The organism is Methylobacterium mesophilicum SR1.6/6 (assembly GCF_000364445.2).
In the GTDB taxonomy this organism is placed as follows: Bacteria; Pseudomonadota; Alphaproteobacteria; order Rhizobiales; family Beijerinckiaceae; genus Methylobacterium; species Methylobacterium mesophilicum_A.
The window spans coordinates 5519918-5542847 of record NZ_CP043538.1 but is presented as its reverse complement, the minus strand read 5'-3'; the positions used below and the strand labels follow the sequence as shown (position 1 = coordinate 5542847).

The window sequence follows — 22930 nt, the reverse complement described above, 5'->3', positions numbered from 1 at the left end:
GACCCGCACAGCGCGCGTCCGGAGGCAGATGCGGCGGACGCGGCCTGCCCAGGCGCGCTCCCCGCATCGGGGAGCGCGCGTCGCACTGCGACGTGGAACGCATCCCAGGCCCGCGCCGGCGCAGCGGAGTCTGACCCGGTCACCGGCCCGAGAGCCCGCCGCGCCGCTCCGCATTCCCGCACATATCCTGAAATAGAGCAGAAACGGAGCTTGGCTATTTCTGATCGCGTCGCCGTGATCGGACCGTGATTACGGATTTGGCTGAGTCTTGCCCGAGGCATATGCGTCCACGGAGGGGTCGTGGACTGCGTTCTGCTGGGCTGAGATCTTGCCGCAATCACGAAGTCCAGCGAGGTCGACAGCACAGGTGCGACGGGCCATCGTCCATATCGGTATGCCGCGAACCGGCTCGACGTCCTTCCAGGAGGTTCTGGCCCGTCTGAGGCCGCGGCTCGATTCGGTCGGGATCTGCTACCCGACGCTGGCGTCTCCCGGAGCTCCGGGGCACGAGGACGTCAACCATTTCCGGCTCGGCCAGGCGCTCGACCGGCGACGCCCCACGGTCGAGCGCCGGGATGCCCTCGCCTGCCTCGACGCGATCCTCGGCACCACCGGGGCGGATACGGTCCTCCTGTCCTACGAGGATTTCTCCGTGCAGCGGCCCTACTGGCGCGTGCCCGACACCCTGCACGCGATCTTCGCGCGGCACGGATTCGCCATGGAGGCCGTGCTCGTGGTCAAGCCGCAGGTCGAGCAACTGGCCTCGGCCTACGCCCTGCGGACGCAGGTGGTCGTCGAGGGCCGCACCTTCCGCGGCTTCCTGCGGGGCGAGGGCGCTTCCGGACGCTACGATTACGCGGCCCGGCTGGAACCCTGGCGGCGGGCCGCGGCAGGTCGGGTCGTGGCCGTGCCCTTCCGGGACCGGGCCTCCGACGCGCCGCTGCTCAAGCGCCTGATCGACGATCTCGGGCTCGGCGAGCGCCTAGCGCGGCTGCTCGGCCCAGCCGATCTCGAGTACCGCACGAACCGCAGCTCGGGCCCCGTGGCGGTCGAGGCCGCGCGCCGGCTGTACCGGCTCGGGGTTCACCGTCAGGTCGCGGGGCATCCGCGCCGGCTCGGCCATTTCCTCGACGACTGGGCCTGGGCGCGGGGACTCGACGGCGAGCGGTTCCGCGGCGATGCCCCGGACGGGCTGGCGGAGGTCGCCGCGCGCTACGCGGACTCGAACGCGCGCTTCGCAGCCTCGTGCTGGGGCCGTTCCTGGGACGCGGTCGTGGAGGCGGGCCCCGCCGCGCCTCCGAACGAACTCGCCGCGGGGCCGATCGCACCGGAGACGGAGGCGACCGTCGACGCTCTGGTGGCGGCGGCGACGGCATACGCCGCCTTCCGGGCGCCCCCCGCCTGGCGGCGCCGTGCGGCCCACGCCCTGGAGGAGGCCAAGGAGCGCCTCGGCGATGCGGTCGGCCTGCCGGTCTGGCGCGTGCCCTAGGGCGAGGAGGGCAAGGCGTTGACGATGCGATGCTTTTCCGAACAGGGCCGGCTTGCGCGGCCTGAGCCTCAGATGGTGGATGCGGGTGCCGTACCGAAGATCCCGACCGGCGTCACATGGCACAGCCTTCAGCCCCGGGAGGAGCGTTGGGTGCGTCTCGGCCAGAGGCCGGTGATCGCCTGGCTGACGGGCTTGTCGGGGGCCGGGAAGTCGACCATCGCGGTCGCGGCCGACCGGACGCTTGTCGCGAACGGCCGGCACAGCGCCGTCCTCGACGGTGACAACCTGCGCCACGGCCTCAACGCCGACCTGACCTTCACCCACGCGGACCGGTCGGAGAATGTCCGGCGCACCGCCGAGGTGGCGCGGCTGATGGCGGAGTCGGGCTCGGTGGTGATCGTGTCGCTGATCTCACCCTACCGCGCCGACCGGGCGGTCGCCCGGCGGATCGCCGGCGACATCCCGTTCTTGGAGGTGTTCGTCGACACGCCGCTCGGCCTGTGCGAGGCGCGCGACCAGAAGGGGCTGTATCGGCTGGCCCGCGCCGGCCGGATCCCGGGATTCACCGGAGTCTCGGCCCCCTACGAGGCACCGGAAAGCCCGGACCTGACGATCGCCACGGAGGATTGCAGTACGGAAGCCTGTGCGTACCGCCTGAGCACCCTGCTCCTGCGGCTCAGCCGCGGAGGCGAGGCGGCCGCACAACGGCGATAGACGCCCGGGTCGCGGCCGACATCGCGGGGGAACGCGCCCGAGCGCACCCGGTTGGTCCGAGGGGCCCAGCAAGGCGGGGCTCGGCATGAACCGTGGAGGTCCCGTGAGGCAATCCCATCGCACGATCCTGTTCGCGGCGGCGCTCCTGACCTGCGCGACCGGGGCCGCGGACGCGACGGACGGCAAGGGAAAGGCGCCGTCGACCGGTGCCCGCAAAAATGACGGCGCATCGACCACCAGCGTGGGAGCGGGTGGCCTGACCGGTACGGGAGCCGTCAGGGACGGGGCCCGCACCGGCGACGGCCAGGCGCGGACCGGCGACGCGAAGCCGTCCTCCGCCCCGGCGGCCGGCATCACCCGCTGAGACGCCCGACTGGCCGCGCTACTGCGAGCGCCGGCTGAACGAGACCGCGTAGGCCTGGACGCGGGCGTCGATCAGCGGGTCATCCGACACCTCGATACCGTCGGTCAGGTTGTTCGGCATGAACAACAGGGCTTTCTCGGCCTCGGCGCTGTCCGGAACCGCCTTGCTCACCGTTAGCGTGCCGAGATCGATAGTTTTGCGGTCGTCCGGCCAGGGCTTGGTGGCGTCATTGGTCGGATCGCCCGGCTCAGCGAGCTGCGCCAGGATGCGGAACTTGGCCGGCTCCTTCGCAATGCGTGGGCCGATCTCGGTCATCAGGTAGTTCGGATCGCGTTTGGCCGCGTCCTCGGACGACAGGATCTCCTCGCCCTGCACCGGCTCGATCCGGAAGCGGAACGGTTGACGCTTGCCCGCCGCATCCACGAAAATGAAGGCGTTGACGCCGTTATAGGTCTGCCGGGCGAGGCTCGACGGAGTCTTGGCCGTGCCGCCCGCCGTGGCGGCGGCCGGATGGGCCGAGGCGAAGCGCTCCAGAGCGGTCGGGTGGGCCGCGTTCGGGCCGCTGTCGGCGACCGCCTTCAGGAGGTCGCGGAACTCTTCGCCGGTGGCGACCGGGAAGTATTTCAGCGCGTTGGTGACGACATCCATGTCCGAGCCGTCGCTGAGCTTGAACTTCAGCGCCATCCCGTGCGGATTAGCATTGGCCGAACCATCCGGGATCGTCGGCACGCCGGTGGCGTCCGAGAACCGGATCGTCACGGGCACTGCGGGGCCTTTGAACAGGGAGGCCTTGCTGATCCGGGCAGCCTCCGCCGACGGGGTGAAGCTGCCCTCGGCGACCACGCCCTTGGCATGGTTGGCGCGCGCCCCCGGATGCTTGCCGAACAGCGTGTTCATCACGTCGATGGTCTGCTCCGCCGTGGAGGCCTCCTGGGCCGCGGCCGGAACTCCGGCCGCCAGGGCCAGGGTGGCGCTCAGCGTCACGGCGCACCCAAATCGCGTCAACAGCATGTGGATCCTCTCGGCTGCGCCAGTCCCATGAACGGGACGAGGTCGATCAACCCACCTTCTAGTGAGGCCGACACAACGCGCACAACCCGAAGCTTCGCCGTCGACGGGCGGCGGTTACGTCCGGCCGGGATTTTTCCGCGCGCGTCGCCCGTGTGAAGGTGCCTGCGGTCGCTCCTGCGGGTGCAAGCCGAGGAACGGCTGTCCCGGCGGGCCCGCAGCCGTCATGGCAGCAGGAGCGTTGGCCGATCCGGCCGCCACCCCCGACACGCCACCCTTTGTCGGAGACCGATCACGGCGCACCGGTGCCGCGACCTTGGAGCAAGGGCTGCAGATCGTCGTACAGGGCGGACAGGATTGCGCCCGGCGCTGCGTCGCACGTCCCTGGAACGACGAGCTTCACGGCCCGCTCGTCCCCGGCGAAAGGCCCGCTGACGCCGAGGACGGCGCCCGCCCGGTACATGAAGTACAGCATGCTCAGCTTCATCACGGCGCGAGGCCCGGCCAGCGTCCAGCCGCGATAGACGAAGGTGGTGCGGTCGCTCGGATCGGGCGAGGCCATCAGGGACGTGTCTCTGCCGTGCGGCGATGGCTCGACGAAATCGACCAGCACGGGTGTCGGGCACGCGGCGATCCGGAGCAGACGGCGACCGGCGTGGTGGAGTGGCAGGGCCAACCGTTCACCCGGCGCGATCGTAACGGTGTTGGCATCGGAGTCCGAGGCTGCGGATCGGTACGCGACGATCCGGGCCGAGACCGACGCGAGGAGCAGCAGGCACAGGACCATCAAAGTCGCGCGATCCGCTGTCCTCAGGCGCGCGGAGTGGCTGGACACGGCGTTCTCTCGAGCTGCAGGACGATCGGCAGGACCGAGGCGGCCGCCGACGCGAGTGCGACGAGGACCGAACCGGTCCCATCGTGCCAATAGTGATAGGCCACGGGCGACGGCAGCATGGCCAGGATCCGGGCAATATTGATCGCTACGACCAGGACGGCACTCACCGCGAGGGCTCCGAACGCGCCCGGATCCGCCCGTCGTCCGGCGATCTTGAGCACGCACAGCCAGATCAGGGCGGCCAGCGACAGGTTGTGGAAGGCCGAGCAGCCCTCCAGCATGACGATCGTCCAGTCAGGACGGGTGCTGAGGTACACGCCCGTCGCGTGCAGGTTGGGAAAGGCCAGACGCCCGATCCAGGCCATGACGGCGACCTCGAACGGCTCGATGGCGTGGTAAAATAGCTTGAAGGCGAGTTTGCTCCACAACTCGCAGAGGGACAGGGCCAGCCAGATCTGGGCGACATCGGTCATCAGGCGGTCGCGGGACCGCTGCGTGATGAGCCATGCCGCGGCCAGCGTCATGCCGGCGTAGACCGCATGCGCCTCGGGGAGTGTCCAGGCCAGGGCGGACACCGCCAGGATGGCGAGATCGACCGGTGTCAGGGCCGGTCTCGAGCGCGGCGCGGTGAGGATGAGCGCGATTACGGCGGCGGTGGCGAACAGCTCACCGAGGTCGAGCTCGATCAGCCGCTGGGCGCCGGGATCGGGTTCCAGCAACATCCGCTGTAGCGCGGCGGAGATCGCCGTGCCGCAGGAGAAAACCAGCAGGATCCAGCTGGCGGCGTGAATGGGTAGGTTGCGCGGGATGAGCAGCGCGATCGTGGCGCGCAGTCCTCTCCCGCGCCGCGCGACGGAGCGGGCCATGGCGAGACCTCAGGCGACAGCGACCGGGCGGCCGACGTGCCTGCAGAGCAGGAACGCCGAGGTGCCCATGGGCATGGGGAAGCCGAGGAGCGCGTTGACCGCGAGCGCGTGGGGGCCGCCCAAACCGCTACTGCTGGACGCGGTGATCGACGAGACCAATTCGGCGACAGCGCCATCACCGCCGTAGGAAGTCGCCGCCACGCTGCTGGTCACCGCGTATGAGCCGGCGCTCAGGTTGAGGCTTGCTTGGCTGGAGGCAGCGTCCATCAGAGTTGCGGACGGTCTGGAGGTATCGGCACCGCCGTTCCCCCGCCTGAACGTCAATCCAGTGAGGACGGTCTGAGCCGCCGTGGTCGCAACGTTGATGCGAAACGGGTGAGCGCCCGAATAGGCGTCAGTGACTGTAGGGGGCCCAGAGACGGATGGGACGAAGGAGAGCCGTGGTGGCGCTCCTTCGACAATACCGGAATGGACCGGAAAAAATCCCGTATCTGCACGGAAGGAGATACTTTGCGGCCGGGCCGGAACGACATTGGCCATCGCCAACGTCACCCCGAGCAATACGGGCGCAGATCTGAGATTGCCCACTGCCCCAGCCTTCCGTTCGAGATTCTTGAAGCCGCAAGCGTTATGGGTGGATCGCACCCGATGGCTTATGTGCCATGATAATAGATGGTGTTTCAATCTGACCGACAGATAGTTGTCAAGCGGACAATCGTCGGCGATGCGAGTTAATATTAAGTACGGGCTATAAGATTTCAGCCGGATCGCGTGTCGATCACTGTCGATCTGGCTGAGTGGGATTACCGGTGTACGGTCCAGGCACAGATGGCCGTCCGCCGGCTCAATGCGGCGTGCGTCACGCGCCTTTCGCCGTAGGCCGGGGGATAGCGGCGCTCGGTGTTCCAGACGCTGCGTGGCCTGTTCGAACCGGTCGCGGTCTCCCGAAAGGGCGACATCCGGCGTCGTCCCGCCCGGGGTACAGCCGCCCCGGCTCCTCCGGGCGTGTTGCAAGCGCGTCGAGCCTGTTGCGTCAGTAACGACGATCACCTTCGAAGGCCATCAGGCCAGGACGATGGTCCGTGGGCCCTACCGCGCCCCGCGGTGGAGGTCGCCGTCGATCAGAAGGGCGCTGCGGCTGTCGAGCCGGGAGCGGTAGACTTGAAGGTTCTCCATCACCCGCTGCACGTAGTTGCGCGTCTCCGTGAAGGGGATGCGCTCGACCCAGTCGATCACGTCGACGTCGCCCTTGCGCGGATCGCCGTAGGCGTCGATCCACTTCTTCACGTTGCCGCCCCCTGCGTTGTACGACGCGAAGGCCAGCACGTAGGAGCCGCGCCAATCCTCCATCAGCTCGCCGAGATGGGCTTGGCCGAGCTTGGCGCAGTAGGCGGGGTCGCTGGTCAGGCGGTCGACGTCGAACGCGGCCGAGACCCGGCGGGCGGTGCGTTGGGCGGTCGCCGGCATCATCTGCATCAGCCCCCTGGCGCCGACGCCCGATTGCGCCCGCGGGTCGAACTGGCTCTCCTGCCGGGCGATGGCGTAGACCATGGCCCGCTCCACCTGCGGCACCGCCGTGAAGGTCTCGTAGGTGGGGATCCCGATCGTCGGATAGGCGTGGGCGTCCAGCGGCAGGCCCCGCTGAACCGCCAGCTTGCCGATTGCCACCAGGGCGCGGGCATCCTTCATATCGGTGGCGAGGTCGCCGAGCGCCTGGATCTCGCGGGGGTCGGAGAGCTCCCGAGCGGCGTCGATATAGAGCGGCAGGGCCAGTTCCTTGATCCCCGCCTCGCCCAGCAGGCGCAGCGCGCGGATGTAGAGCCGGCCGTCGAAGGCCTGACGCTCGGGCCCTTCGAGATCCGCGGGCGCCCGCAGGGGCAAGCTGGTCTGGCCGAGCCGCGCGCGGGCCACCTGCCCGTAATAGGCGATCGGCTGGAGGGCTGCCCGCTCGTAAAAGCGCTTCGCCTCCTCGGTCTGGCTCAGAGCCTCGGCCGCGCGGCCCTGCCAGTAGGCGGCCCGCGCCACCGAGATCGGACTCTCGGCAATCGCCACGACCTGCGCGAAGTGCTGCGCGGCGCGTGCCGGGTCGTTGACGAAGCGGAGCGCGATCCAGCCGGCGTGGAACTCGGCCTCGATCCGCTTCTCCGGAGTGCGCGCCGCCGGGGCGCTGGCCACCGCGTAGGCGGTCTTCGCATCGCCGAGGTCGAGGAGCTTGCGCGCCACGATCCGGCGCTCGATCCACCACTCGTCGCCGTCGACCAGCACGTCCGGGTTGCTTGGCGCCGTGGCCAGCACGGCGGCGGCCGCCTCGGGCTTGTCGGCCCGGCGAAAATATTGCGCCCGGGAGAAGATGTAGGAGGCGTCCCCCCGCAGGGACGGCGGCACCGCGGCCAGAGCGGCGGCGGCGCCCGAAGACTTGTCCTCCACGGCCCGCCGGGCGCGTACGAGGCTGGCATAGCCACCCCCCGCGTAGCCGGCGGCCCGGCCGGCGCTCTCCCAGTCGTCCTTCAGGAGCGCCCGCTCCATTCGGTAGCGGTGATCGACCCGGGTGAGCACCTCCGGGAAGGCGTCGAGAACCTTGGCTTCGAGGCTCCGCCCGAAGTTCTCGCCGCGCCAGAGGTCGCGGACCATATCGGCGGCGTCCGCCTCGTAGCCCTCGGCGCGCAGCGCCAGGGCAAGGGCGAACTTGCCCGGCGCGCTCGAGGGCTTCGCCGTGGCGAAGAACGCCCGTACCGTCGCGGGGGATTTTCGCTCGGAGAGCAGCGCCTCCTCGGCCCGGCGACGCAGCAGCGGGCCGGCCGGCCAGTCCGGGTTGGCCCGGGCGAAGGCGACGGTTCGGGCGAAGCCGATGCCGGCGCCCGCGCGGATCGCCACCCATTCGAGCAGCGCCTTCGCGGCCGGATCGGTGAAGCCGTCGCGCATCCGGTCGCCGTCGGCGACCCGGCCCTTGCGATAAAGGTCGATGGCGCCGCGCAACAGCGTCGGGTCGGTGTCGCCGGAGATCGTCGGGCGCGCCGGATCGGGCACCTCCGGCACCGGAGCCGCCGGGGTGACGGCGGCATCCGGCAGCGGGAAGGCCACGGGGGCGTCGGGATCCGCGGAGGCGTAGGCCGAGGCCGCGGCCGGCAGCGTGCGGGCGGGTTCCTCACCCTTGTCGTCACCGCCGGAGGCATGGACCGGATCAAGCTTCAGGGCGTCGGCCGCGACCGCGTCGGCGGCTTTCTCGGCCTGCGCCCCCCGGACCTGCGCGGTGGACAGGGCGTCGTCGCTCGCGGGCGGTGTCGGCTGCGTGGCCGGCGGCGTCGCCGTAGGCACGTCCGGGCCGACCGGGCCGGCCAGCGCGACGCCGACGGTGGCGATGAGCGCGGCGGCAGTGAGGGACGTGCGCCTCGAGGCCGGATACGGGGCCGCGGATCCGATCACGATTCCCCCCTACTGATCACCGGAGCGGGAAAGGCCGAGGTTGAGGCGGCGACCATTAAGATCGCGTTAACCGACGCCACGATCTGTTTGCGCGGCGTGGCGCGACCGCCTATGTCTGCCCGTCCGCGCCCGTGAGCCGTGCGGCACGCGCGACGTCGAGATCCGTTGGGACGCCTGAGATGACCGAGATGACCGGGAGCCGCCTGCGGGGCTCGCTCACCGCGCTTGTGACGCCGTTCCGCGACGGCGCCTTCGACGAGGCCGCGTTCCGGAAATTCGTGCGCTGGCAGATCGAGCAGGGCAGCCACGGCCTTGTGCCCACCGGCACCACGGGGGAGAGCCCGACCCTCACTCACTCGGAGCACGACCGCGTGGTCGAGGCCTGCATCGACGAGGCGGGTGGACGGGTGCCGGTCGTGGCGGGGGCGGGCTCCAACTCCACCGCCGAGGCGGTCGAGCGGGCGCAGCACGCCGAGCGCGCGGGCGCCGACGCCGTCCTGGTGGTGACGCCCTACTACAACAAGCCGACGCAAGAGGGGCTCTATGCCCACTTCAAGGCCGTGAACGATGCGGTCGGCATTCCGATCATCATCTACAACATCCCGCCGCGCTCCGTCATCGACATGAGCGTCGAGACGATGGCCCGGCTCTTCGAACTGAAGAACATCGCCGGCGTGAAGGACGCGACCGCCAAGATCGACCGCGTCAGCCAGCAGCGTCAGGCCATGGGGGCGAGCTTCCTCCAGCTTTCGGGCGAAGATGCGACGGCGCTGGGGTACAACGCCCAGGGCGGCCACGGCTGCATCTCGGTGGTGGCGAACGTTGCGCCCCGCCTCTGCGCGGACCTGCAGGAGGCGTCGCTGTCGGGTGATTACGCGAAGGCGCTGACCCTGCAGGACAAGCTGTACCCGCTCCAGAGCGGGCTGTTCGCCGAGGCCAACCCGGCGCCGGTGAAGTATGCGCTGTCCCGGCTCGGTCACATGGGTGCGGACCTGCGCCTTCCGCTGGTGCCGGTGAGCGCGCCCACGAAGCGCATCGTGGATGACGCCCTGCGGCACGCCGGGCTCCTGGTCGACTGAGAGGATCCGCATGGCCCCGAAGCCGGAGCCCGGCCGGCGCGTCGTCGCGGACAACCGCGCGGCGCGCTTCCACTATGCCATCGAGGACACGCTCGAGGCCGGCATCGCGCTGACCGGCACCGAGGTGAAATCCCTGCGCGGCGGCAAGGCGACGATCGGCGAGGCCTATGCCGGCCCCTCCGGCAATGACCTGATGCTGTTCAACGCCTACATCCCGGAATATCTGGAAGCGAATCGCTTCAACCACGACACGAAGCGGCCGCGCCGGCTGCTGCTGCACCGCCGCCAGATCGACAAGCTGATCGGCGCGACGCAGCGCCAGGGCTACACGGTGGTGCCGCTGAAGATCTACTTCAACGACCGAGGCCGCGCGAAGGTCGAGTTGGGTCTCGGCAAGGGCAAGCAGGCCCACGACAAGCGCGAGGCCGTGAAGGAGCGCGACTGGCAGCGCGACCGGGCGCGGCTGTTGCGGGACCGGGGGTAGGCGGAGCGGCCGCCGCGCGCGGGCAGCCCCGTCCCGTCATCGCGTGCGGCGCGACTGAGGGCGACATGACGGCGAGCCCGGTGCAGCCGGATGGCTGCCGCCGGGCTCGCAAGGACGGGGCTGCCGAAGTCGTCCGGTGGCGACAGGATCGCTTTGGCCGTGATCGCGCGATATCTCATGGTCACGGCTCCGCCGGTGCGGCGTTCCGAGCTTGCGATATGCGGAGCGATCGATGCAGTCCAACCCCGACTCCCTGCCCGACGACCTCCCGAGCCCTGTGGATGACGGCGCGGCCGATCATCTGCGCGGGATGCGGCTGCCCGACGTGGCGCTCACGGCCACGGATGGCCGCACCGTCTCGCTGGCGCGGCTTCCCGGCCGCACCGTGGCCTACGCCTATCCCCGCACCGGCGAGCCGGGGAAGCCGAGCCTCACACCCGACTGGGACGCGATTCCCGGAGCCCGGGGCTGCACGCCGCAGGCCTGCGATTTCCGCGACCACCACACCGAGCTGACGGCGCGGGGCGTCGACCACGTCTTCGGCCTCTCGACCCAGCCGAGCGCCTACCAGCGCGAGGCCGCCGAGCGGCTGCGATTGCCGTTCCCGCTGCTCGCCGATCCGCATCGCGCCTTCACGATGGCGGCACACCTGCCGGTGTTCGAGGCCGGCGGGCATGTGCTGCTCCGCCGCCTCACCCTGGTGATCGATGACGGCGTGGTCAGCCAGCTGTTCTATCCGGTCTTCCCGCCGGACCGGAGCGCACGGCAGGTCCTCGACTGGCTCGACGGCGCAGGCGCCTGAGGCGCTAGTCCTCTCCGTCCTCCGGCTGGCGGATGCCGTAGCGGTTCTCCAGGCTCGGGTTCGCCCGGCCCTCGCCACGGTAGCGGCTCGGCGAGTCGGCCGTCGTCCGGGCCGGGCGCTCGCCGGGCTCTCGCCCGATCCGGCTCGCGAGGCTCGCGAGGTCGACGAACTCGTCCGCCTGTCGCCGCAAGTCGTCGGAGATCATCGCCGGCTGGGTCTGGATGGTGGAAATCACCGTGACCTTGACCCCGCGCCGCTGCATGGCCTCGACCAGCGAGCGGAAGTCGCCGTCGCCCGAGAACAGGATCATATGATCGATATGGGCGGCGAGTTCGAGGGCGTCGATCGCCAGCTCGATATCCATATTGCCCTTGTACTTCCGACGTCCCATCGAGTCCGTGAACTCCTTCACGGGCTTGGTCACGACGCGGTAGCCGTTGTAGTCGAGCCAATCGATCAAGGGACGGATGGAGGAATATTCCTGATCCTCTATCATGGCAGTATAGTAGAAAGCGCGGAGAAGGTTCTCACGCGACTGAAATTCCTTCAGCAATTTTTTGTAGTCGATGTCGAAGCCCAGGGCTTTGGTCGTGGCATAGAGGTTTGCGCCATCAATAAAGATGGCGCTGCGCTGCATCGCAGTCATGGATAGTTCGAATCCTGAAAAGAAGGGTGACGGGAAATCGCTAGATGAAACGGCCTGGCCTCGTCCGGCGTGGAAGGCCGGGACCGGGGCCGCCAGGAGGCGTCGCTATAGTCTGCAATCCCGGGCGCAATAGCCCGGTCTTCTTCCGTATGACCGCCGCCCAGTCGGACGAACCATTCGTTCCAAACGCCGTCTTGTCAAGCAGATCCGAAGATTTCCCGCCCTTAAGATCGTCTCCCGTCGGGTTGGTGACCGGAAGGGACCGATACGGTTTGGCTTTCACTGTAGCTGGGAAGATTTGCCGAAGATAATCGACGCAATCTCAGGTCTGTCCCCCGGCGGGCAGGCTCAGCCGTTTACCCGCTCGACGCTGTTCACCGGGCGCTTGCCGCGCAGTTCGGCGATGATCGCGTTCAGGTGCTGAAGGTCCCAGACCGAGAGGTCGATGGTGATGTCGGTGAAGTCCTGGGTGCGCCGCTTCATCGAGATGTTGTCGATGTTGCCGTCGTGGTCGGCGATCACCTGAGCGATCTGAGCGAACACCCCCGGCTCATTGATCGACTTGAGCGCGAGCCGGGCGGGAAACCGCTCGCCGCTGAGCGCCTCCGTGTCCCAGCGGACGTCGAGCCAGCGCTCCGGCTCGTTGTCGAAGGCGGCGAGCGCCGCCGACTGGATCGGGTAGACGGTGACGCCGACCCCCGGGGTCAGGATGCCGACGATCCGGTCGCCCGGTACCGCGCCCCCGTTCGGCGCAAAGGTCACCGGCAGGTCGCCCGCGAGGCCGCGGATGGGGATCGCGTCGCTCCGGTTCTCGTCCGCACCGCCCTCGGCACCCGGAAATGTCAGGCGCATCGTCTGGTCGGACGAGCGCACGAGCCGGCCCGCGCCCCCGGCCGCTCCCGGCGACGGTGACGGCCGGCGCTCGTCGCGGTGGTCGGGGTAGACGGCGCGGACAACATCTCCGGAAAACATCTCGCCGCGGCCGACCGCGGCGAACACGTCCTCGGTGCTGGCGCGGGCGAGCCGCGGCAGGGCGCCCCGCAGCTTGTCCTCCGAGAAGGTCTTGGCCGCCCGCTCGAAGGCCCGGTCGAGGATCTGGCGGCCGAGCCCGGCATATTGCCGGCGCACGGCGGCCCGCGTCGCCCGCCGGATCGCCGCCCGGGCCTTGCCGGTCACCACCAGGGATTCCCAGGCGGCCGGCGGCGAGGCGCCATCCGAGCGGCTGATCTCCACCTCGTCGCCGTTGGCGAGTTCGTGCAGCAGCGGCGCCATCCGGCCGTTGATCTTGGCGCCCACCGCGGTGTTGCCGACGTCCGTATGGACCGCGTAGGCGAAGTCGATCGGCGTCGCGCCCCGCGGCAGCGCGATCAGCCGGCCCTTCGGGGTGAAGCAGAACACCTGGTCCTGGAACAGCTCCAGCTTGGTGTGCTCCAGGAACTCCTCAGGGCTGTCGCCCTCGGCGAGCAGCTCGATGGTCCGGCGCAGCCACTGGTAGGCGCCGCTCTCGGCGGCCAGCCGCGGATGCACGCTGCCCTCGCCGCGGGCCGGCTCCCGGGTCAGCTCGATGCCGAGCTCCTTGTACTGCGCGTGCGCGGCGATGCCGTACTCGGCGATCTCGTCCATGGCGCGGGTACGGATCTGCAGCTCGACGCGCTGGCTCTTCGGCCCGATCACGGTGGTGTGGATCGAGCGGTAATCGTTCTGCTTCGGCGTCGAAATGTAGTCCTTGTAGCGGCCCGGGACCATCGGCCAGCTGGTATGGACGATGCCGAGCGCCGCGTAGCAACCCTGCACGGTGTCGACAACGACCCGGAAGCCGAAAATGTCGGAGAGCTGCTCGAAGGCGACGGACTTCCGCTCCATCTTCGACCAGATCGAGAACGGGCGCTTCTGCCGGCCGCTCACCTCCGCGGTGATGCCCTGCGCGCCGAGCTTGTCGGTGAGCACCTGCGCGATCGTCTCGACCACGCTCTCGGACTTGGCGGTGAGCCGCTCCAACCGCTGGGTGATGGTAGCGTAGACATCCGGCTCCAGGTTGCGGAAGGCCAGATCCTCCAGCTCCTCGCGCAACTCCTGCATGCCCATGCGGCCGGCCAGCGGCGCGTAGATGTCGAGCGTCTCCTGCGCGATGCGGTGGCGCTTATCCTCCCGCATGTGCTGGAGGGTGCGCATGTTGTGCAGGCGGTCGGCGAGCTTGACGAGCAGCACCCGCACGTCCGCCGCCACCGCGAGCAGCAGCTTGCGGAAATTCTCGCCCTGGGCCGCCTGCTTGGAAACGAGGTCGAGACGCTTGAGCTTGGTCAGTCCATCGACCAGCGCGCCGATCTCCGGCCCGAACAGCCGACGGATCTCCTCCAGCGTCGCCTCGGTGTCCTCCACGGTGTCGTGCAGAACCGCGGCCACGATGGTGGCGTCGTCGAGATGGAGGTCGGTGAGGATCGCCGCGACCTCGAGGGGGTGGGCGAAGAACGGGTCGCCCGAGGCGCGCTTCTGCGTGCCGTGCGCCTGCATGGCGTACACGTAGGCGCGGTTGAGCAGCGCCTCGTCGGCGACCGGATTGTAGCGCTTGACCCGCTCGACCAGCTCGTACTGGCGCATCATCCGCCGGGACGGGGCCGGCTCCTGGGGCGTGCGCGGGGGCCGGATCACGCGCGATTGTTCCGCACCCTTCGGCGCCACGCCAGCCTTCGCGGCGAGCGGGGCCGGTGCGGGCTCGGAACGAGAGAACCCGGCGTCGCCGCCGGGTCCGGATTCACTCAGGTCGTGCGTGTCGAGACCCACGGGGCCTGACTCACTCGCCCTCGTCGTCGGTCTCGACCGGCGGGGCGAGGTTCTCGAGGCCGCGCAGGAGGTCCTCCTCGCTCATGCGGTCGAACTGGACAGCCGCGTCGTCGCTGGAGGATTGCGGCGCCACCGCGGCGGCGGCCGGCGAGCTCGACAGCAGCGGCACGGTCTCTGCCTCGGGCTCGTCCACCTCGACGTATTTCTGCATCGAGTGGATCAGCTGCTCCTTGAGGTCGTCCGCCGTGATCGTCTCGTCGCCGATCTCGCGCAGGGCCACGACGGGGTTTTTGTCGCGGTCGCGGTCGATGGTGAGGGGAGCCCCGGCGGCGAGGAGGCGTGCCCGATGGCTCGCCAGCAGGACGAGCTCGAAGCGATTCTCGACCTTCTCGATACAATCTTCAACGGTGACGCGCGCCATGCGGGGCGGCTCCTTGGGCTTGAGCGACGTGTGCTGTCAGGTATGACGCCGTCTTACACCGGATGCCGTTCTGCAACAAGCACAGCGGCTTGCGCCCGGCGCGGCCCTGAGGGGCGAGCCGGGCCTGCCCGGAGGCATGCGCGGGGTCGGAGGCGGGGTCGAACGAAGGTCAACACCGTGCGGCACATTGTGCGGCGCATTGTTGACACCCGCGGCCGCGGGTGCGAGTGCGCGCGCCATTCCAGAGTTTCAGCCGACACGGGCGGCGTCCGCGCGCCGTCCGGCGCCGGCGATCGGGAAGTACCATGCGCGCACTCATCTTTCCCGGCCAGGGCAGCCAAGCGGTCGGCATGGCGCGTGACCTCGCCGGGGCCTTCCCGCAGGCGCGGGCCGTGCTCGACGAGGTCGACGCCGCCCTGAGCCAGAACCTGTCGCGGCTGATGTTCGAGGGGCCGGTCGAGGAGCTCACGCTCACGGCCAATGCCCAGCCGGCCCTGATGGCGGCGAGCCTCGCGACCCTGCGCGTGCTGGAGGCCGAGCGCGGCCTCGACCTGACCCGGGATGTCTCCTGCGTGGCCGGCCACTCGCTGGGCGAATACGCGGCGCTGGCGGCCTCCGGCAGCCTCTCGGTCGCCGACGCCGCCAAGCTTCTGCGGCTGCGCGGCGAGGCCATGCAGGCCGCGGTGGCGCCCGGCGCGGGCGCCATGGCGGCGCTGATCGGCACCGACCTGGAGGCCGCCCGGTCCGTGGCCGAGGCCGCGGCCGACGAGGCCGGGGGCGCCGCGGTCTGCGACGTCGCCAACGACAATGGTGGCGGCCAAGTGGTACTCTCGGGCGACAGGGCCGCCGTGGAGCGTGCCATCGGCATCGCCACCAGCCGCGGGATCAAGCGCGCCGTGCTGCTCAACGTCTCCGCGCCGTTCCACTGCCGACTGATGGCGCCCGCCGCCGAGGCCATGGCCCGGGCGCTCGCCGCAGTGCGCCTGGCGGCGCCGCGCGTCACCCTCTATGCCAACGTCACCGCCGCCCCGGTCTCCGACCCGGAGGCGATCCGGCGGGCGCTGGTCGAGCAGGTCACCGGCACCGTGCGCTGGCGCGAGAGCGTCGCCGCCATGGCGGGGTCGGGCGTGGACCGGTTCTACGAGCTGGGCGCCGGCAAGGTGCTCACCGGCCTCGTCAAGCGCATAGCCCCCCAGGCCTCGGCCTCCGCGATCGGCACGCCCGCGGACGTCACGGCCTTCGCGCTCTGATCCCACAGGAGCCCTGCATGTTCGACCTCACCGGCCGCAAGGCCCTCGTCACCGGTGCCACCGGCGGCCTCGGCCAGGCGATCGCCCGGACGCTGCACGCGCAGGGCGCCACCGTGGCGCTCTCGGGCACGCGCCCGCAGGCGCTCGAAGCGCTCGCCGCCGAACTCGGCGAGCGGGCTCACCCGGTGGCGGCCGACCTCGCCGACGCGACCTCGGTCGAGGGCCTCGTACCGGCCGCCGAGGCCGCGATCGGCCCGCTGGACATCCTGGTGAACAACGCCGGCATCACCCGCGACAACCTCTTCATGCGGATGAAGGACGAGGAGTGGGAGCAAGTGCTGGCCGTCAACCTCACCGCCGCCTTCCGCCTGTCGCGGGCTGCCGTGAAGGGCATGATGCGCCGCCGCTTCGGGCGGATCGTCAACATCGGCTCAGTGGTGGGCTCGACCGGCAATCCCGGCCAGGGCAACTACGCCGCCGCCAAGGCCGGCCTCGTGGGCCTGACCAAGGCGCTCGCCGCCGAGGTCGCCTCCCGCGGAATCACCGTCAACTGCATCGCTCCGGGCTTCATCAGCTCGCCCATGACCGACGCGCTGAACGAGAAGCAGCGCGAGGGCATCCTGACCCGGGTGCCCGCCGGGCGCCTCGGCGAGGGCGCGGAGGTGGCGGCCGCCTGCCTATACCTCGCCTCCGCGGAGGCCGGCTACGTCACCGGCCACACGCTGCACGTGAATGGCGGAATGGCGATGTACTAGGATCTGTATACTGGTCTTGGCTGTTCGCGAATCAGGGTGTCCGGCACGCAAACGCCACACCCATGAAGGGTTTCTGAACGGCCCCTCGCCAGGGCGGGAGCCCTGTGCTACCAACCCCCCGCAGCCGCACAGGGGGTTGACGGTTCAGCGGGTTTTCAGTCCAAGGCCTCCCGGCGGGGGCACAGGGTTCACCTCGCCGGTTACCTCAGAAGCACGCGCGATCGGACACCGGCCCGTCAACAAGCCCTAGAAGGGGCGCGACGCGGTCAAGGCATCACCCCGAGAAGACTGACAGACCAGAAGGACGAGGACGGAAGACCGATGAGCGATATCGCTGAGCGCGTGAAGAAGATCGTCGTCGAGCACCTGGGCGTCGAGCCCGAGAAGGTGGTCGAGAGCGCCAACTTCATCGACGACCTCGGTGCCGACAGCCTCGACACGGTCGAGCTGGTGATGGCCTTCGAGGAGGAGTTCAACGTCGAGATCCCGGACGATGCGGCCGAGACGATCCAGACGGTGGGCGACGCCGTGAAGTTCCTGGAGAAGAACTCCGCCGCCTGACGGCGCCGGGACTTTTTCGATTCACGCGGCGCGGGCGAGGCGGAACGGCCCCCGCGCCGTTATGCGTTTGAAGGCTCGGAGGCGTGATCGGTCCCGACGGGACCGAATCCGCCTCCGGCAGTTATAGACGATGCGCTCCGGCGGACCGGGTGCGCCTCAAGACGGGACGGGTGCGATGCGGCGGGTGGTGGTCACGGGTCTGGGGATGGTCACGCCGCTCGGCAGCGGGGTCGAGCACACCTGGAGCCGGCTGATCGCGGGCGACAGCGGCGCCGGCCCGATCCGCGGCTTCGAATCCGGCGACCTGCCCTGCCGGATCGCCGCCCAGGTCCCCTTTGGCGACGGCACCGACGGCACCTTCAACCCCGACGCGGTGATGGAGGCCAAGGAGCAGCGCAAGGTCGACCCGTTCATCGTCTACGCCATGGCGGCGGCCGACGAGGCCCTGAAGGACGCGAATTGGCTCCCGAAGAGCCACGAGGACCAGTGCGCCACCGGCGTGCTGATCGGCTCCGGCATCGGCGGCATCGGCGGCATCTACGACGCCTCCGTGACCCTGCACGAGAAGGGCCCGCGCCGGATCTCGCCATTCTTCATTCCGGGCCGGATCATCAACCTCGCTTCCGGGCAGGTCTCGATCGCCTACGGCCTCAAGGGTCCGAACAACGCCGTGGTGACGGCCTGCTCCACGGGCGCCCACGCCATCGGCGACGCGAGCCGCCTGATCGCGCTCGGCGACGCCGACGTGATGGTGGCGGGCGGCGCCGAGTCGCCGGTGAACCGCCTCTCGATCGCGGGCTTCTCGGCCTGCCGGGCGCTGACCACGGGCTTCAACGACATGCCGGAGAAGGCCTCCCGCCCCTACGACCGTGACCGCGACGGCTTCCTCATGGGCGAGGGCGCCGGCATCGTGGTGCTGGAGGAGTACGAGCACGCCAAGGCCCGCGGCGCGAAGATCTACGCCGAGGTGGTGGGCTACGGCCTCTCGGGCGACGCCTACCACATCACCTCCCCCTCCCCGGACGGCGACGGCGCCTTCCGCTGCATGAGCGCGGCGGTGAAGCGGGCCGGGATCTCCCCGTCCGAGATCGGCTACATCAACGCCCACGGTACCTCGACGCCCATGGGCGACGAGCTGGAGTTGAAGGCCGTGGAGCGCCTCCTGGGCGACGCCGCCGCGAACGCCACCATGTCGTCCACCAAGAGTTCGGTCGGCCACCTGCTGGGCGCCGCCGGCTCGGTCGAGGCGATTTTTTCGATCCTTGTCCTGCGCGACAACGTCATCCCGCCGACGCTGAACCTCGACAACCCCTCGGTCGAGACCAAGATCGATCTTGTCCCGTTCGAGGCGAAGCGGAAGCAGGTGGATGTGGTGCTGTCGAACTCGTTCGGGTTCGGGGGGACCAACGCGTCGCTTGTGATGCGGCGGGTGAATTAATTTCTAGGGACTTTGATCCATTACTGAGGTCATAGGATCAGGCGCAGGCCTCAAAAGCGAATTCTACCTGACCAACACATTGTCATGGATCGGTAGGAATTAGAGGTTGGCGGTCACCACCTCTGCCGCTCCTCTGCTCCGGGCACCCGCCCCTGCGGCGTGAGCGCGTGCACCACCTCTGGCAACGCCTGGGCCAACTGAGAAAGAAGCATCTCGCGGTCCATCCCAGTCTGCTGCTGGAGGGTATCCACTGTGCCGGGGCCCAGCGCCCGGGCAAGCTGGTCCGGGGCCACCGGGCGGTTGGCGCCGTGGCCGATCCAGGACTCCATCACGTCGCCGAGGCCCCCCTGGCGGAACCGGTCCACCAGCCCGTCGAGGCCGCCGAGATCCCCCTGCCCTTCCGGCGCGGCGCGGCTCGGGGCCGGGGCGTCGCCGGGGCCGTCGAGCATGCCGGACAAATCCGAAAAATCGCCGGGCGGCAGGGACGGGTCGACGGTGCCCTCGGGGCCGCTATCGCGGCGGCCGCCATACTGGTCCCAGCCGCCGATATCGCCCCCGTCGGGCCGGCGCCCGCCGGCATCGGCGGGGTGCTGGCCGGGATCGCGCCCGTAGGGCCCCGCGCCGCCGGAGCGGTCGGCCTCGGGTCCCGGCTCACCCTGGTGCCCGCGCCCGAAAATGTCGCCGAAGCCGCCGCTCGCGCCCTTGGCGAGTAGCAGCATCAGCAGGGCCTTCACCAGGGGCGACATCCCCCCGGATCCCTGCTTCTGCCCGCCGAACACCTGGCCGAGCACGCCACCGATCGCCGATTCGAGCAGTCCCATGGCCGTCTCCCCGGAGCCCGGATGCGGGCTCGGGCGGACAACAATTCGGAGCCGGTCCGGGTTGCCTCACCGGACGCGGCGGGCCGGCGGATCCGCCGCGGATCGCGGTGGGCGGAGCAGATCCGCAACTGCCCATTCCGCGCCGCAGCTTCCGGAGTCCCGTATCCGGCGCGGCCCGAACGGCCGCGGAGCGGGGCGCGAGGCTCCTTCCCCCCGGCCGGGATTGCCCGTCGAGGACTTCTTCGTGCCGATCCCGGGCAGACCCGGGATCGGCCGGGAGGAGCTACGGGGTCAGGGATCATGTCCTTCCGGACAACGCGCACCCCTCGCCCTACCCCTTTCCAGCACGGCAGTGACGGCGCGTCCGCCCGACGCGCCGCCGCCATTAGCGGGCCGGGAGTGTCAGGGCCGCCTGCGCGGTGTGGCCGGAGGTGGTCGCGTCGGCGGGCTCGACCAGCGGCACCGTGGCGGCCGAGAGGGCGAGAGCGGCCAGGAACAGGCCGGTGGCGGCGGCGCCGGCCCGGGGGCGCGGCAGACGGAGGGCGGAGCGGCGCTGCGCCGGGCGGGGACTTCGATCGGTCCGGATCATGGCGGCCTCGTCGGTTCGGGGTGGGCATCGCGCCCTGCATGGGGAGGCAACGCGGGCAGGCCGCGCACCGGTTCCCGAACCGATCGATCGCCCGTCGCCGGAGCCGCTCAGCTCCGCGTCGCGAGATGCCGCCCCAGCGCCCCGAGCACGCAGCCGACGAGATAGGGCGGCAGCAGCAGGGCCGCCGCGTCCAGCCAGAGGCCCGGCACGCCCGGCACGAACCCGGCGATCGCCGCGGCCGCCAGCAGACCCGCCAGCACGAACAGGCCAAGGGGCACGCCGTACCGGTCCGGCCAGCCCGCGAGGGCACCGACCACGAGGCCGAGCGCACCTGCCCCGGCGAGCCCGGGCCAGAACCCGGCGAGCAGAAGCGTCACGGCCGTCCGGCCTCCCTGCGGGTGCGGTGAAGACGCGGGCGCGGGAACGGGCGCGACCCGGCCGGCGGGCGCGCGGCGGGGCAGATGGCCGTCACGGCAGCAGCGCGATGGCGACGGGCCCGGCCGGGACGTCCGGTCCCGGCGCGACCTGATCGGGGCGGGCGCCCGCCTGGAGCAGGTACTCGACCACGGCCTGCGCCCGCAGGCGCGGCAGGTCCTGCGGCGGCTCGTCGGGCGCTTCGGCCGGCTTCTTCGCCGCCGTCTTGCCGTGGGCGGCGGCCTCCTTCCGGAGCGGATCCTTCTTCGATCCGTCCTTCTTCCCCGCATCGGCCTTCGGCGCGTCCTTCGCGACCGCCCCCGCCTTCTCTCCGGGCCCCTCCGGCGCGGCCTTGCCGGATGCCGGTTTGGCCGCCGCGGACGTGTCCGGCGTCGCCGCGGGCTTCCCGGCCTGTCCCTCCGGCTTGGCGGCACTGGCGGCACTGGCGGGCTGGGCCGGGTCCGCGGCGGAATGGGCGCCCTCCCCCGGGCCCGGTCCGGCGGCCGGCGTCGGCGGAGCCTTCGCCGGGGCCGGCTTGGTGGCGTCGGCGGGCCCCGAGACCGCGAGGTGCAGCGACGGGCACGCCTTGGCCAGGGCGGCCAGGGCGTCGAGGGTCGGGTAGAAGGCCGGCGACAGCACGGTGCTGCCCGCCGGGAAGCGCAGGTCCGCCCGGGTCAGGTCGGCGGCGTCGGCCCGGCAGGTCTCCGGGTCGCGCCGTTCCGCCGGCTGCCGGGCCGAGACCGAGGCCTGCCCGGTCCAGCCCCGGGGAAGCGCCTCGGCCAGCCGGTCGGAGGCGCGGGCGGCGCTCTCGCGGTAGAGGCTTTCGCCGCTCAGCGTCAGGGCGCGGTCCGAGGCCGCCAACTCGCCCGAGGCGAGGCCGGTCACCAGGGGGATCGCGGCGGCCAGTGCGCCGCCCAGATCCGGCGGGGCACCCTCGGCGAGGCGGGTGCGGTCGATCACGGGCTCGCGGAACAAGCGCGGCCTCAGGGCGTCGAGCAGGCGCTCCCGGGTCTGGACATCCGGCACATGCCCGGTGAGCGTGACCGCATCCGCGGTCCGGCGGATCGTCACCCGGTAGGGCGAGAGTGGCCGCGCCGCCAGCGCCACCCTCCCGGCCTTCACGCCGGCGGGCCGGGCGTCGCGCATCAGCGCCTCCGCGTCGGGAACAGCCTGCCCGTCGATGGCGTCCCCGGTCACCGAGACGGCGCCGTCTGCGAAGGCGACGCGGCCGGTCTGGATCAGCTCAGCCAGCCGGAACGCGAAGGCGATGAGGGTCTTGGGATCGATCGCCGGGTCGAGGCCGCGGGCCGGCAGGAGCCGGTCGTCCACGGCGTCGCCGGCCGCAGCCTCGGAGGCGGCGCGCCGGGCCGCTTCAAGGTCGGACGCGGTGGGTGCGAACCCGTCGAGCGTGATCCCTCGGGCGGTCTTCTCCACGGCGAACCGATACGATGCCACCAGCGGAGGCAGGATCTCAACCCGCCCGACACTGAACCCCTCCGGCGGCTCGGATAGGGCGGCGCGGAGCGCCTCGTAGGCGGGCACGTCCACGGCCTCGCCGGACAGGCTGAGCACCGTGTCGTCGAGCGACGCCCGGCCGCCCTTGGCGAGGCCTGAGAGCCGTGCCGCCAGGAACGCCGCCGCGCTCGCGAAATCCGGCGGCGCCCCGCGGGCGGCCCGCGCGATGTCGTCGAGGCTCGTGCCGGGGCTCAGGGCGCCGGTGACCCGCGCCTCCAGGGCGCGCCGGCCCATCTCCGCCGGGCGGCTGCCCTCCAGGGCGACCCGGTCCGGCCCCAGGCGGATCGCGGTCCACCGGAACGGCGCCGCGGTCTCGACGAGGCCGATCTCGGAGACGATCCGGCGCGGCCCGTCCAGTGTGGCAAGACGGAGGAGCACGCCGGTGCGCGCCGTGACATCGGGCGCCTCGCCGGCCGCCAGGAGGTCCCGGCCCCGGGCCTCCAGCCGCAGCCAGGGCTCGCCGGTTCCGGTACCGGTGCCGGCCACCACGGTCGCGCCCGCGGCCTCGATCCGATCACCGATCTCCGGGGCGGCGTAGAGGGTCGCGCTCGCCCAGACCAGCGCGAACGCCGGCAGGCCGGCGAGCCAGCCGGCACGGCGCAGGCCTGAGGCGAAGAAGTCGGGCAACGGTGCAGTCGTGGGTTCGGGCGGATCCGCCTGTCAGACGACACCGGC

General features: G+C 70.8%; 22 protein-coding genes. 10 read left to right on the top strand and 12 right to left on the bottom strand.

All coding sequences use genetic code 11. The features are described from left to right. The first annotated feature begins 367 nt into the window (after positions 1 to 367). From MMSR116_RS26225 to MMSR116_RS26215, 3 genes are all read left to right on the top strand, one after another. The gene (locus tag MMSR116_RS26225; RefSeq protein ID WP_010685397.1) at positions 368 to 1489 is read left to right on the top strand and encodes a hypothetical protein; all 1122 of its coding nucleotides are present in this window, start codon (positions 368 to 370) and stop codon (positions 1487 to 1489) included. A 72-nt stretch (positions 1490 to 1561) separates the two neighbouring features. Continuing rightward, on the top strand, positions 1562 to 2203 hold the full coding sequence (gene cysC / locus MMSR116_RS26220; protein WP_039893983.1) for an adenylyl-sulfate kinase: 642 nt from the start codon (positions 1562 to 1564) through the stop codon (positions 2201 to 2203). Between the two features lie 103 nt (positions 2204 to 2306). After that, positions 2307 to 2567: a hypothetical protein gene (locus MMSR116_RS26215; protein WP_244625535.1), complete on the top strand. Its 261-nt coding sequence runs from the start codon at positions 2307 to 2309 to the stop codon at positions 2565 to 2567. Between the two features lie 18 nt (positions 2568 to 2585). Here MMSR116_RS26215 and MMSR116_RS26210 read toward each other — a convergent pair whose 3' ends face one another. The 5 genes from MMSR116_RS26210 to MMSR116_RS26190 all read right to left on the bottom strand — a co-directional run bounded on the left by MMSR116_RS26210 (position 2586) and on the right by MMSR116_RS26190 (position 8699). After that, positions 2586 to 3578 carry a catalase family peroxidase gene (locus MMSR116_RS26210; RefSeq protein ID WP_010685400.1) on the bottom strand — a complete coding sequence of 331 codons (993 nt, stop codon included), beginning with the start codon at positions 3576 to 3578 and terminating at the stop codon, positions 2586 to 2588. 289 nt (positions 3579 to 3867) lie between these two features. Continuing rightward, on the bottom strand, positions 3868 to 4410 hold the full coding sequence (locus MMSR116_RS26205; protein WP_158169139.1) for a hypothetical protein: 543 nt from the start codon (positions 4408 to 4410) through the stop codon (positions 3868 to 3870). Beyond that, a complete protein-coding gene (locus MMSR116_RS26200) occupies positions 4386 to 5276 on the bottom strand; it encodes a hypothetical protein (protein WP_010685402.1) in 891 nt (296 codons plus the stop codon). The genes MMSR116_RS26205 and MMSR116_RS26200 overlap by 25 nt, the downstream gene beginning before the upstream one ends. A 9-nt stretch (positions 5277 to 5285) precedes the next feature. Next, positions 5286 to 5543 carry a hypothetical protein gene (locus MMSR116_RS26195; protein ID WP_039893986.1) on the bottom strand — a complete coding sequence of 86 codons (258 nt, stop codon included), beginning with the start codon at positions 5541 to 5543 and terminating at the stop codon, positions 5286 to 5288. Positions 5544 to 6365: 822 nt separating this feature from the next. Continuing rightward, positions 6366 to 8699 carry a lytic transglycosylase domain-containing protein gene (locus MMSR116_RS26190; protein ID WP_010685404.1) on the bottom strand — a complete coding sequence of 778 codons (2334 nt, stop codon included), beginning with the start codon at positions 8697 to 8699 and terminating at the stop codon, positions 6366 to 6368. A 179-nt stretch (positions 8700 to 8878) separates the two neighbouring features. On the opposite strand from MMSR116_RS26190, the gene dapA reads away from it, so the two are divergent. The 3 genes from dapA to MMSR116_RS26175 all read left to right on the top strand — a co-directional run bounded on the left by dapA (position 8879) and on the right by MMSR116_RS26175 (position 11064). Further along, positions 8879 to 9778 (top strand): 4-hydroxy-tetrahydrodipicolinate synthase, encoded by a 900-nt coding sequence (dapA, locus tag MMSR116_RS26185; protein ID WP_010685405.1) that lies wholly within the window; start codon positions 8879 to 8881, stop codon positions 9776 to 9778. 10 nt (positions 9779 to 9788) lie between these two features. Further along, positions 9789 to 10262: an SsrA-binding protein SmpB gene (gene smpB, locus MMSR116_RS26180; RefSeq protein WP_010685406.1), complete on the top strand. Its 474-nt coding sequence runs from the start codon at positions 9789 to 9791 to the stop codon at positions 10260 to 10262. Positions 10263 to 10494: 232 nt separating this feature from the next. Further along, positions 10495 to 11064, top strand: a complete 570-nt coding sequence (locus MMSR116_RS26175) for a peroxiredoxin (protein WP_010685407.1) — start codon at positions 10495 to 10497, stop codon at positions 11062 to 11064. Positions 11065 to 11068: 4 nt separating this feature from the next. Here the strand turns inward: MMSR116_RS26175 and MMSR116_RS26170 are convergent, their stop codons facing one another. The 3 genes from MMSR116_RS26170 to rpoZ all read right to left on the bottom strand — a co-directional run bounded on the left by MMSR116_RS26170 (position 11069) and on the right by rpoZ (position 14912). After that, on the bottom strand, positions 11069 to 11710 hold the full coding sequence (locus MMSR116_RS26170; RefSeq protein ID WP_158169137.1) for an NYN domain-containing protein: 642 nt from the start codon (positions 11708 to 11710) through the stop codon (positions 11069 to 11071). Between the two features lie 348 nt (positions 11711 to 12058). After that, complete coding sequence (locus MMSR116_RS26165) at positions 12059 to 14311, bottom strand: RelA/SpoT family protein (RefSeq protein ID WP_010685408.1); 2253 nt, start codon at positions 14309 to 14311, stop codon at positions 12059 to 12061. 190 nt (positions 14312 to 14501) lie between these two features. After that, entirely contained in the window at positions 14502 to 14912 is a 411-nt protein-coding gene (gene rpoZ, locus MMSR116_RS26160) for a DNA-directed RNA polymerase subunit omega (RefSeq protein ID WP_010685409.1), read from the bottom strand. A 305-nt stretch (positions 14913 to 15217) separates the two neighbouring features. On the opposite strand from rpoZ, the gene fabD reads away from it, so the two are divergent. The 4 genes from fabD to fabF all read left to right on the top strand — a co-directional run bounded on the left by fabD (position 15218) and on the right by fabF (position 18916). Next, entirely contained in the window at positions 15218 to 16162 is a 945-nt protein-coding gene (gene fabD, locus MMSR116_RS26155) for an ACP S-malonyltransferase (protein ID WP_010685410.1), read from the top strand. A 17-nt stretch (positions 16163 to 16179) separates the two neighbouring features. Beyond that, positions 16180 to 16917, top strand: a complete 738-nt coding sequence (gene fabG, locus MMSR116_RS26150) for a 3-oxoacyl-[acyl-carrier-protein] reductase (protein WP_010685411.1) — start codon at positions 16180 to 16182, stop codon at positions 16915 to 16917. Between the two features lie 321 nt (positions 16918 to 17238). After that, positions 17239 to 17478: an acyl carrier protein gene (locus tag MMSR116_RS26145; protein WP_007559070.1), complete on the top strand. Its 240-nt coding sequence runs from the start codon at positions 17239 to 17241 to the stop codon at positions 17476 to 17478. Between the two features lie 175 nt (positions 17479 to 17653). Continuing rightward, positions 17654 to 18916 carry a beta-ketoacyl-ACP synthase II gene (gene fabF, locus MMSR116_RS26140; protein ID WP_039893992.1) on the top strand — a complete coding sequence of 421 codons (1263 nt, stop codon included), beginning with the start codon at positions 17654 to 17656 and terminating at the stop codon, positions 18914 to 18916. Between the two features lie 113 nt (positions 18917 to 19029). Here fabF and MMSR116_RS26135 read toward each other — a convergent pair whose 3' ends face one another. From MMSR116_RS26135 to MMSR116_RS26120, 4 genes are all read right to left on the bottom strand, one after another. Further along, positions 19030 to 19737 carry a YidB family protein gene (locus tag MMSR116_RS26135; RefSeq protein WP_010685413.1) on the bottom strand — a complete coding sequence of 236 codons (708 nt, stop codon included), beginning with the start codon at positions 19735 to 19737 and terminating at the stop codon, positions 19030 to 19032. 385 nt (positions 19738 to 20122) lie between these two features. Further along, positions 20123 to 20326, bottom strand: coding sequence for a hypothetical protein (locus tag MMSR116_RS26130; protein WP_010685414.1), 204 nt, complete (start codon positions 20324 to 20326; stop codon positions 20123 to 20125). Between the two features lie 107 nt (positions 20327 to 20433). After that, positions 20434 to 20703: a hypothetical protein gene (locus MMSR116_RS26125; RefSeq protein ID WP_010685415.1), complete on the bottom strand. Its 270-nt coding sequence runs from the start codon at positions 20701 to 20703 to the stop codon at positions 20434 to 20436. Between the two features lie 91 nt (positions 20704 to 20794). Then, complete coding sequence (locus tag MMSR116_RS26120; protein ID WP_010685416.1) at positions 20795 to 22882, bottom strand: hypothetical protein; 2088 nt, start codon at positions 22880 to 22882, stop codon at positions 20795 to 20797. Between the last annotated feature and the right edge of the window lie 48 nt (positions 22883 to 22930).

What these genes read in the sequence shown, in the direction of transcription:
- MMSR116_RS26170 (WP_158169137.1), bottom strand. Translation starts at nt 11,710, where the DNA reads ATGACTGCGATGCAGCGCAGCGCCATCTTTATTGATGGCGCAAACCTC.
- MMSR116_RS26210 (WP_010685400.1), bottom strand. Translation starts at nt 3,578, where the DNA reads ATGCTGTTGACGCGATTTGGGTGCGCCGTGACGCTGAGCGCCACCCTG.
- MMSR116_RS26200 (WP_010685402.1), bottom strand. Translation starts at nt 5,276, where the DNA reads ATGGCCCGCTCCGTCGCGCGGCGCGGGAGAGGACTGCGCGCCACGATC.
- MMSR116_RS26175 (WP_010685407.1), top strand. Translation starts at nt 10,495, where the DNA reads ATGCAGTCCAACCCCGACTCCCTGCCCGACGACCTCCCGAGCCCTGTG.
- fabG (WP_010685411.1), top strand. Translation starts at nt 16,180, where the DNA reads ATGTTCGACCTCACCGGCCGCAAGGCCCTCGTCACCGGTGCCACCGGC.
- MMSR116_RS26145 (WP_007559070.1), top strand. Translation starts at nt 17,239, where the DNA reads ATGAGCGATATCGCTGAGCGCGTGAAGAAGATCGTCGTCGAGCACCTG.
- cysC (WP_039893983.1), top strand. Translation starts at nt 1,562, where the DNA reads ATGGTGGATGCGGGTGCCGTACCGAAGATCCCGACCGGCGTCACATGG.
- smpB (WP_010685406.1), top strand. Translation starts at nt 9,789, where the DNA reads ATGGCCCCGAAGCCGGAGCCCGGCCGGCGCGTCGTCGCGGACAACCGC.
- MMSR116_RS26195 (WP_039893986.1), bottom strand. Translation starts at nt 5,543, where the DNA reads ATGGACGCTGCCTCCAGCCAAGCAAGCCTCAACCTGAGCGCCGGCTCA.
- fabF (WP_039893992.1), top strand. Translation starts at nt 17,654, where the DNA reads ATGCGGCGGGTGGTGGTCACGGGTCTGGGGATGGTCACGCCGCTCGGC.
- fabD (WP_010685410.1), top strand. Translation starts at nt 15,218, where the DNA reads ATGCGCGCACTCATCTTTCCCGGCCAGGGCAGCCAAGCGGTCGGCATG.
- MMSR116_RS26165 (WP_010685408.1), bottom strand. Translation starts at nt 14,311, where the DNA reads ATGATGCGCCAGTACGAGCTGGTCGAGCGGGTCAAGCGCTACAATCCG.
- rpoZ (WP_010685409.1), bottom strand. Translation starts at nt 14,912, where the DNA reads ATGGCGCGCGTCACCGTTGAAGATTGTATCGAGAAGGTCGAGAATCGC.
- dapA (WP_010685405.1), top strand. Translation starts at nt 8,879, where the DNA reads ATGACCGAGATGACCGGGAGCCGCCTGCGGGGCTCGCTCACCGCGCTT.
- MMSR116_RS26135 (WP_010685413.1), bottom strand. Translation starts at nt 19,737, where the DNA reads ATGGGACTGCTCGAATCGGCGATCGGTGGCGTGCTCGGCCAGGTGTTC.
- MMSR116_RS26130 (WP_010685414.1), bottom strand. Translation starts at nt 20,326, where the DNA reads ATGATCCGGACCGATCGAAGTCCCCGCCCGGCGCAGCGCCGCTCCGCC.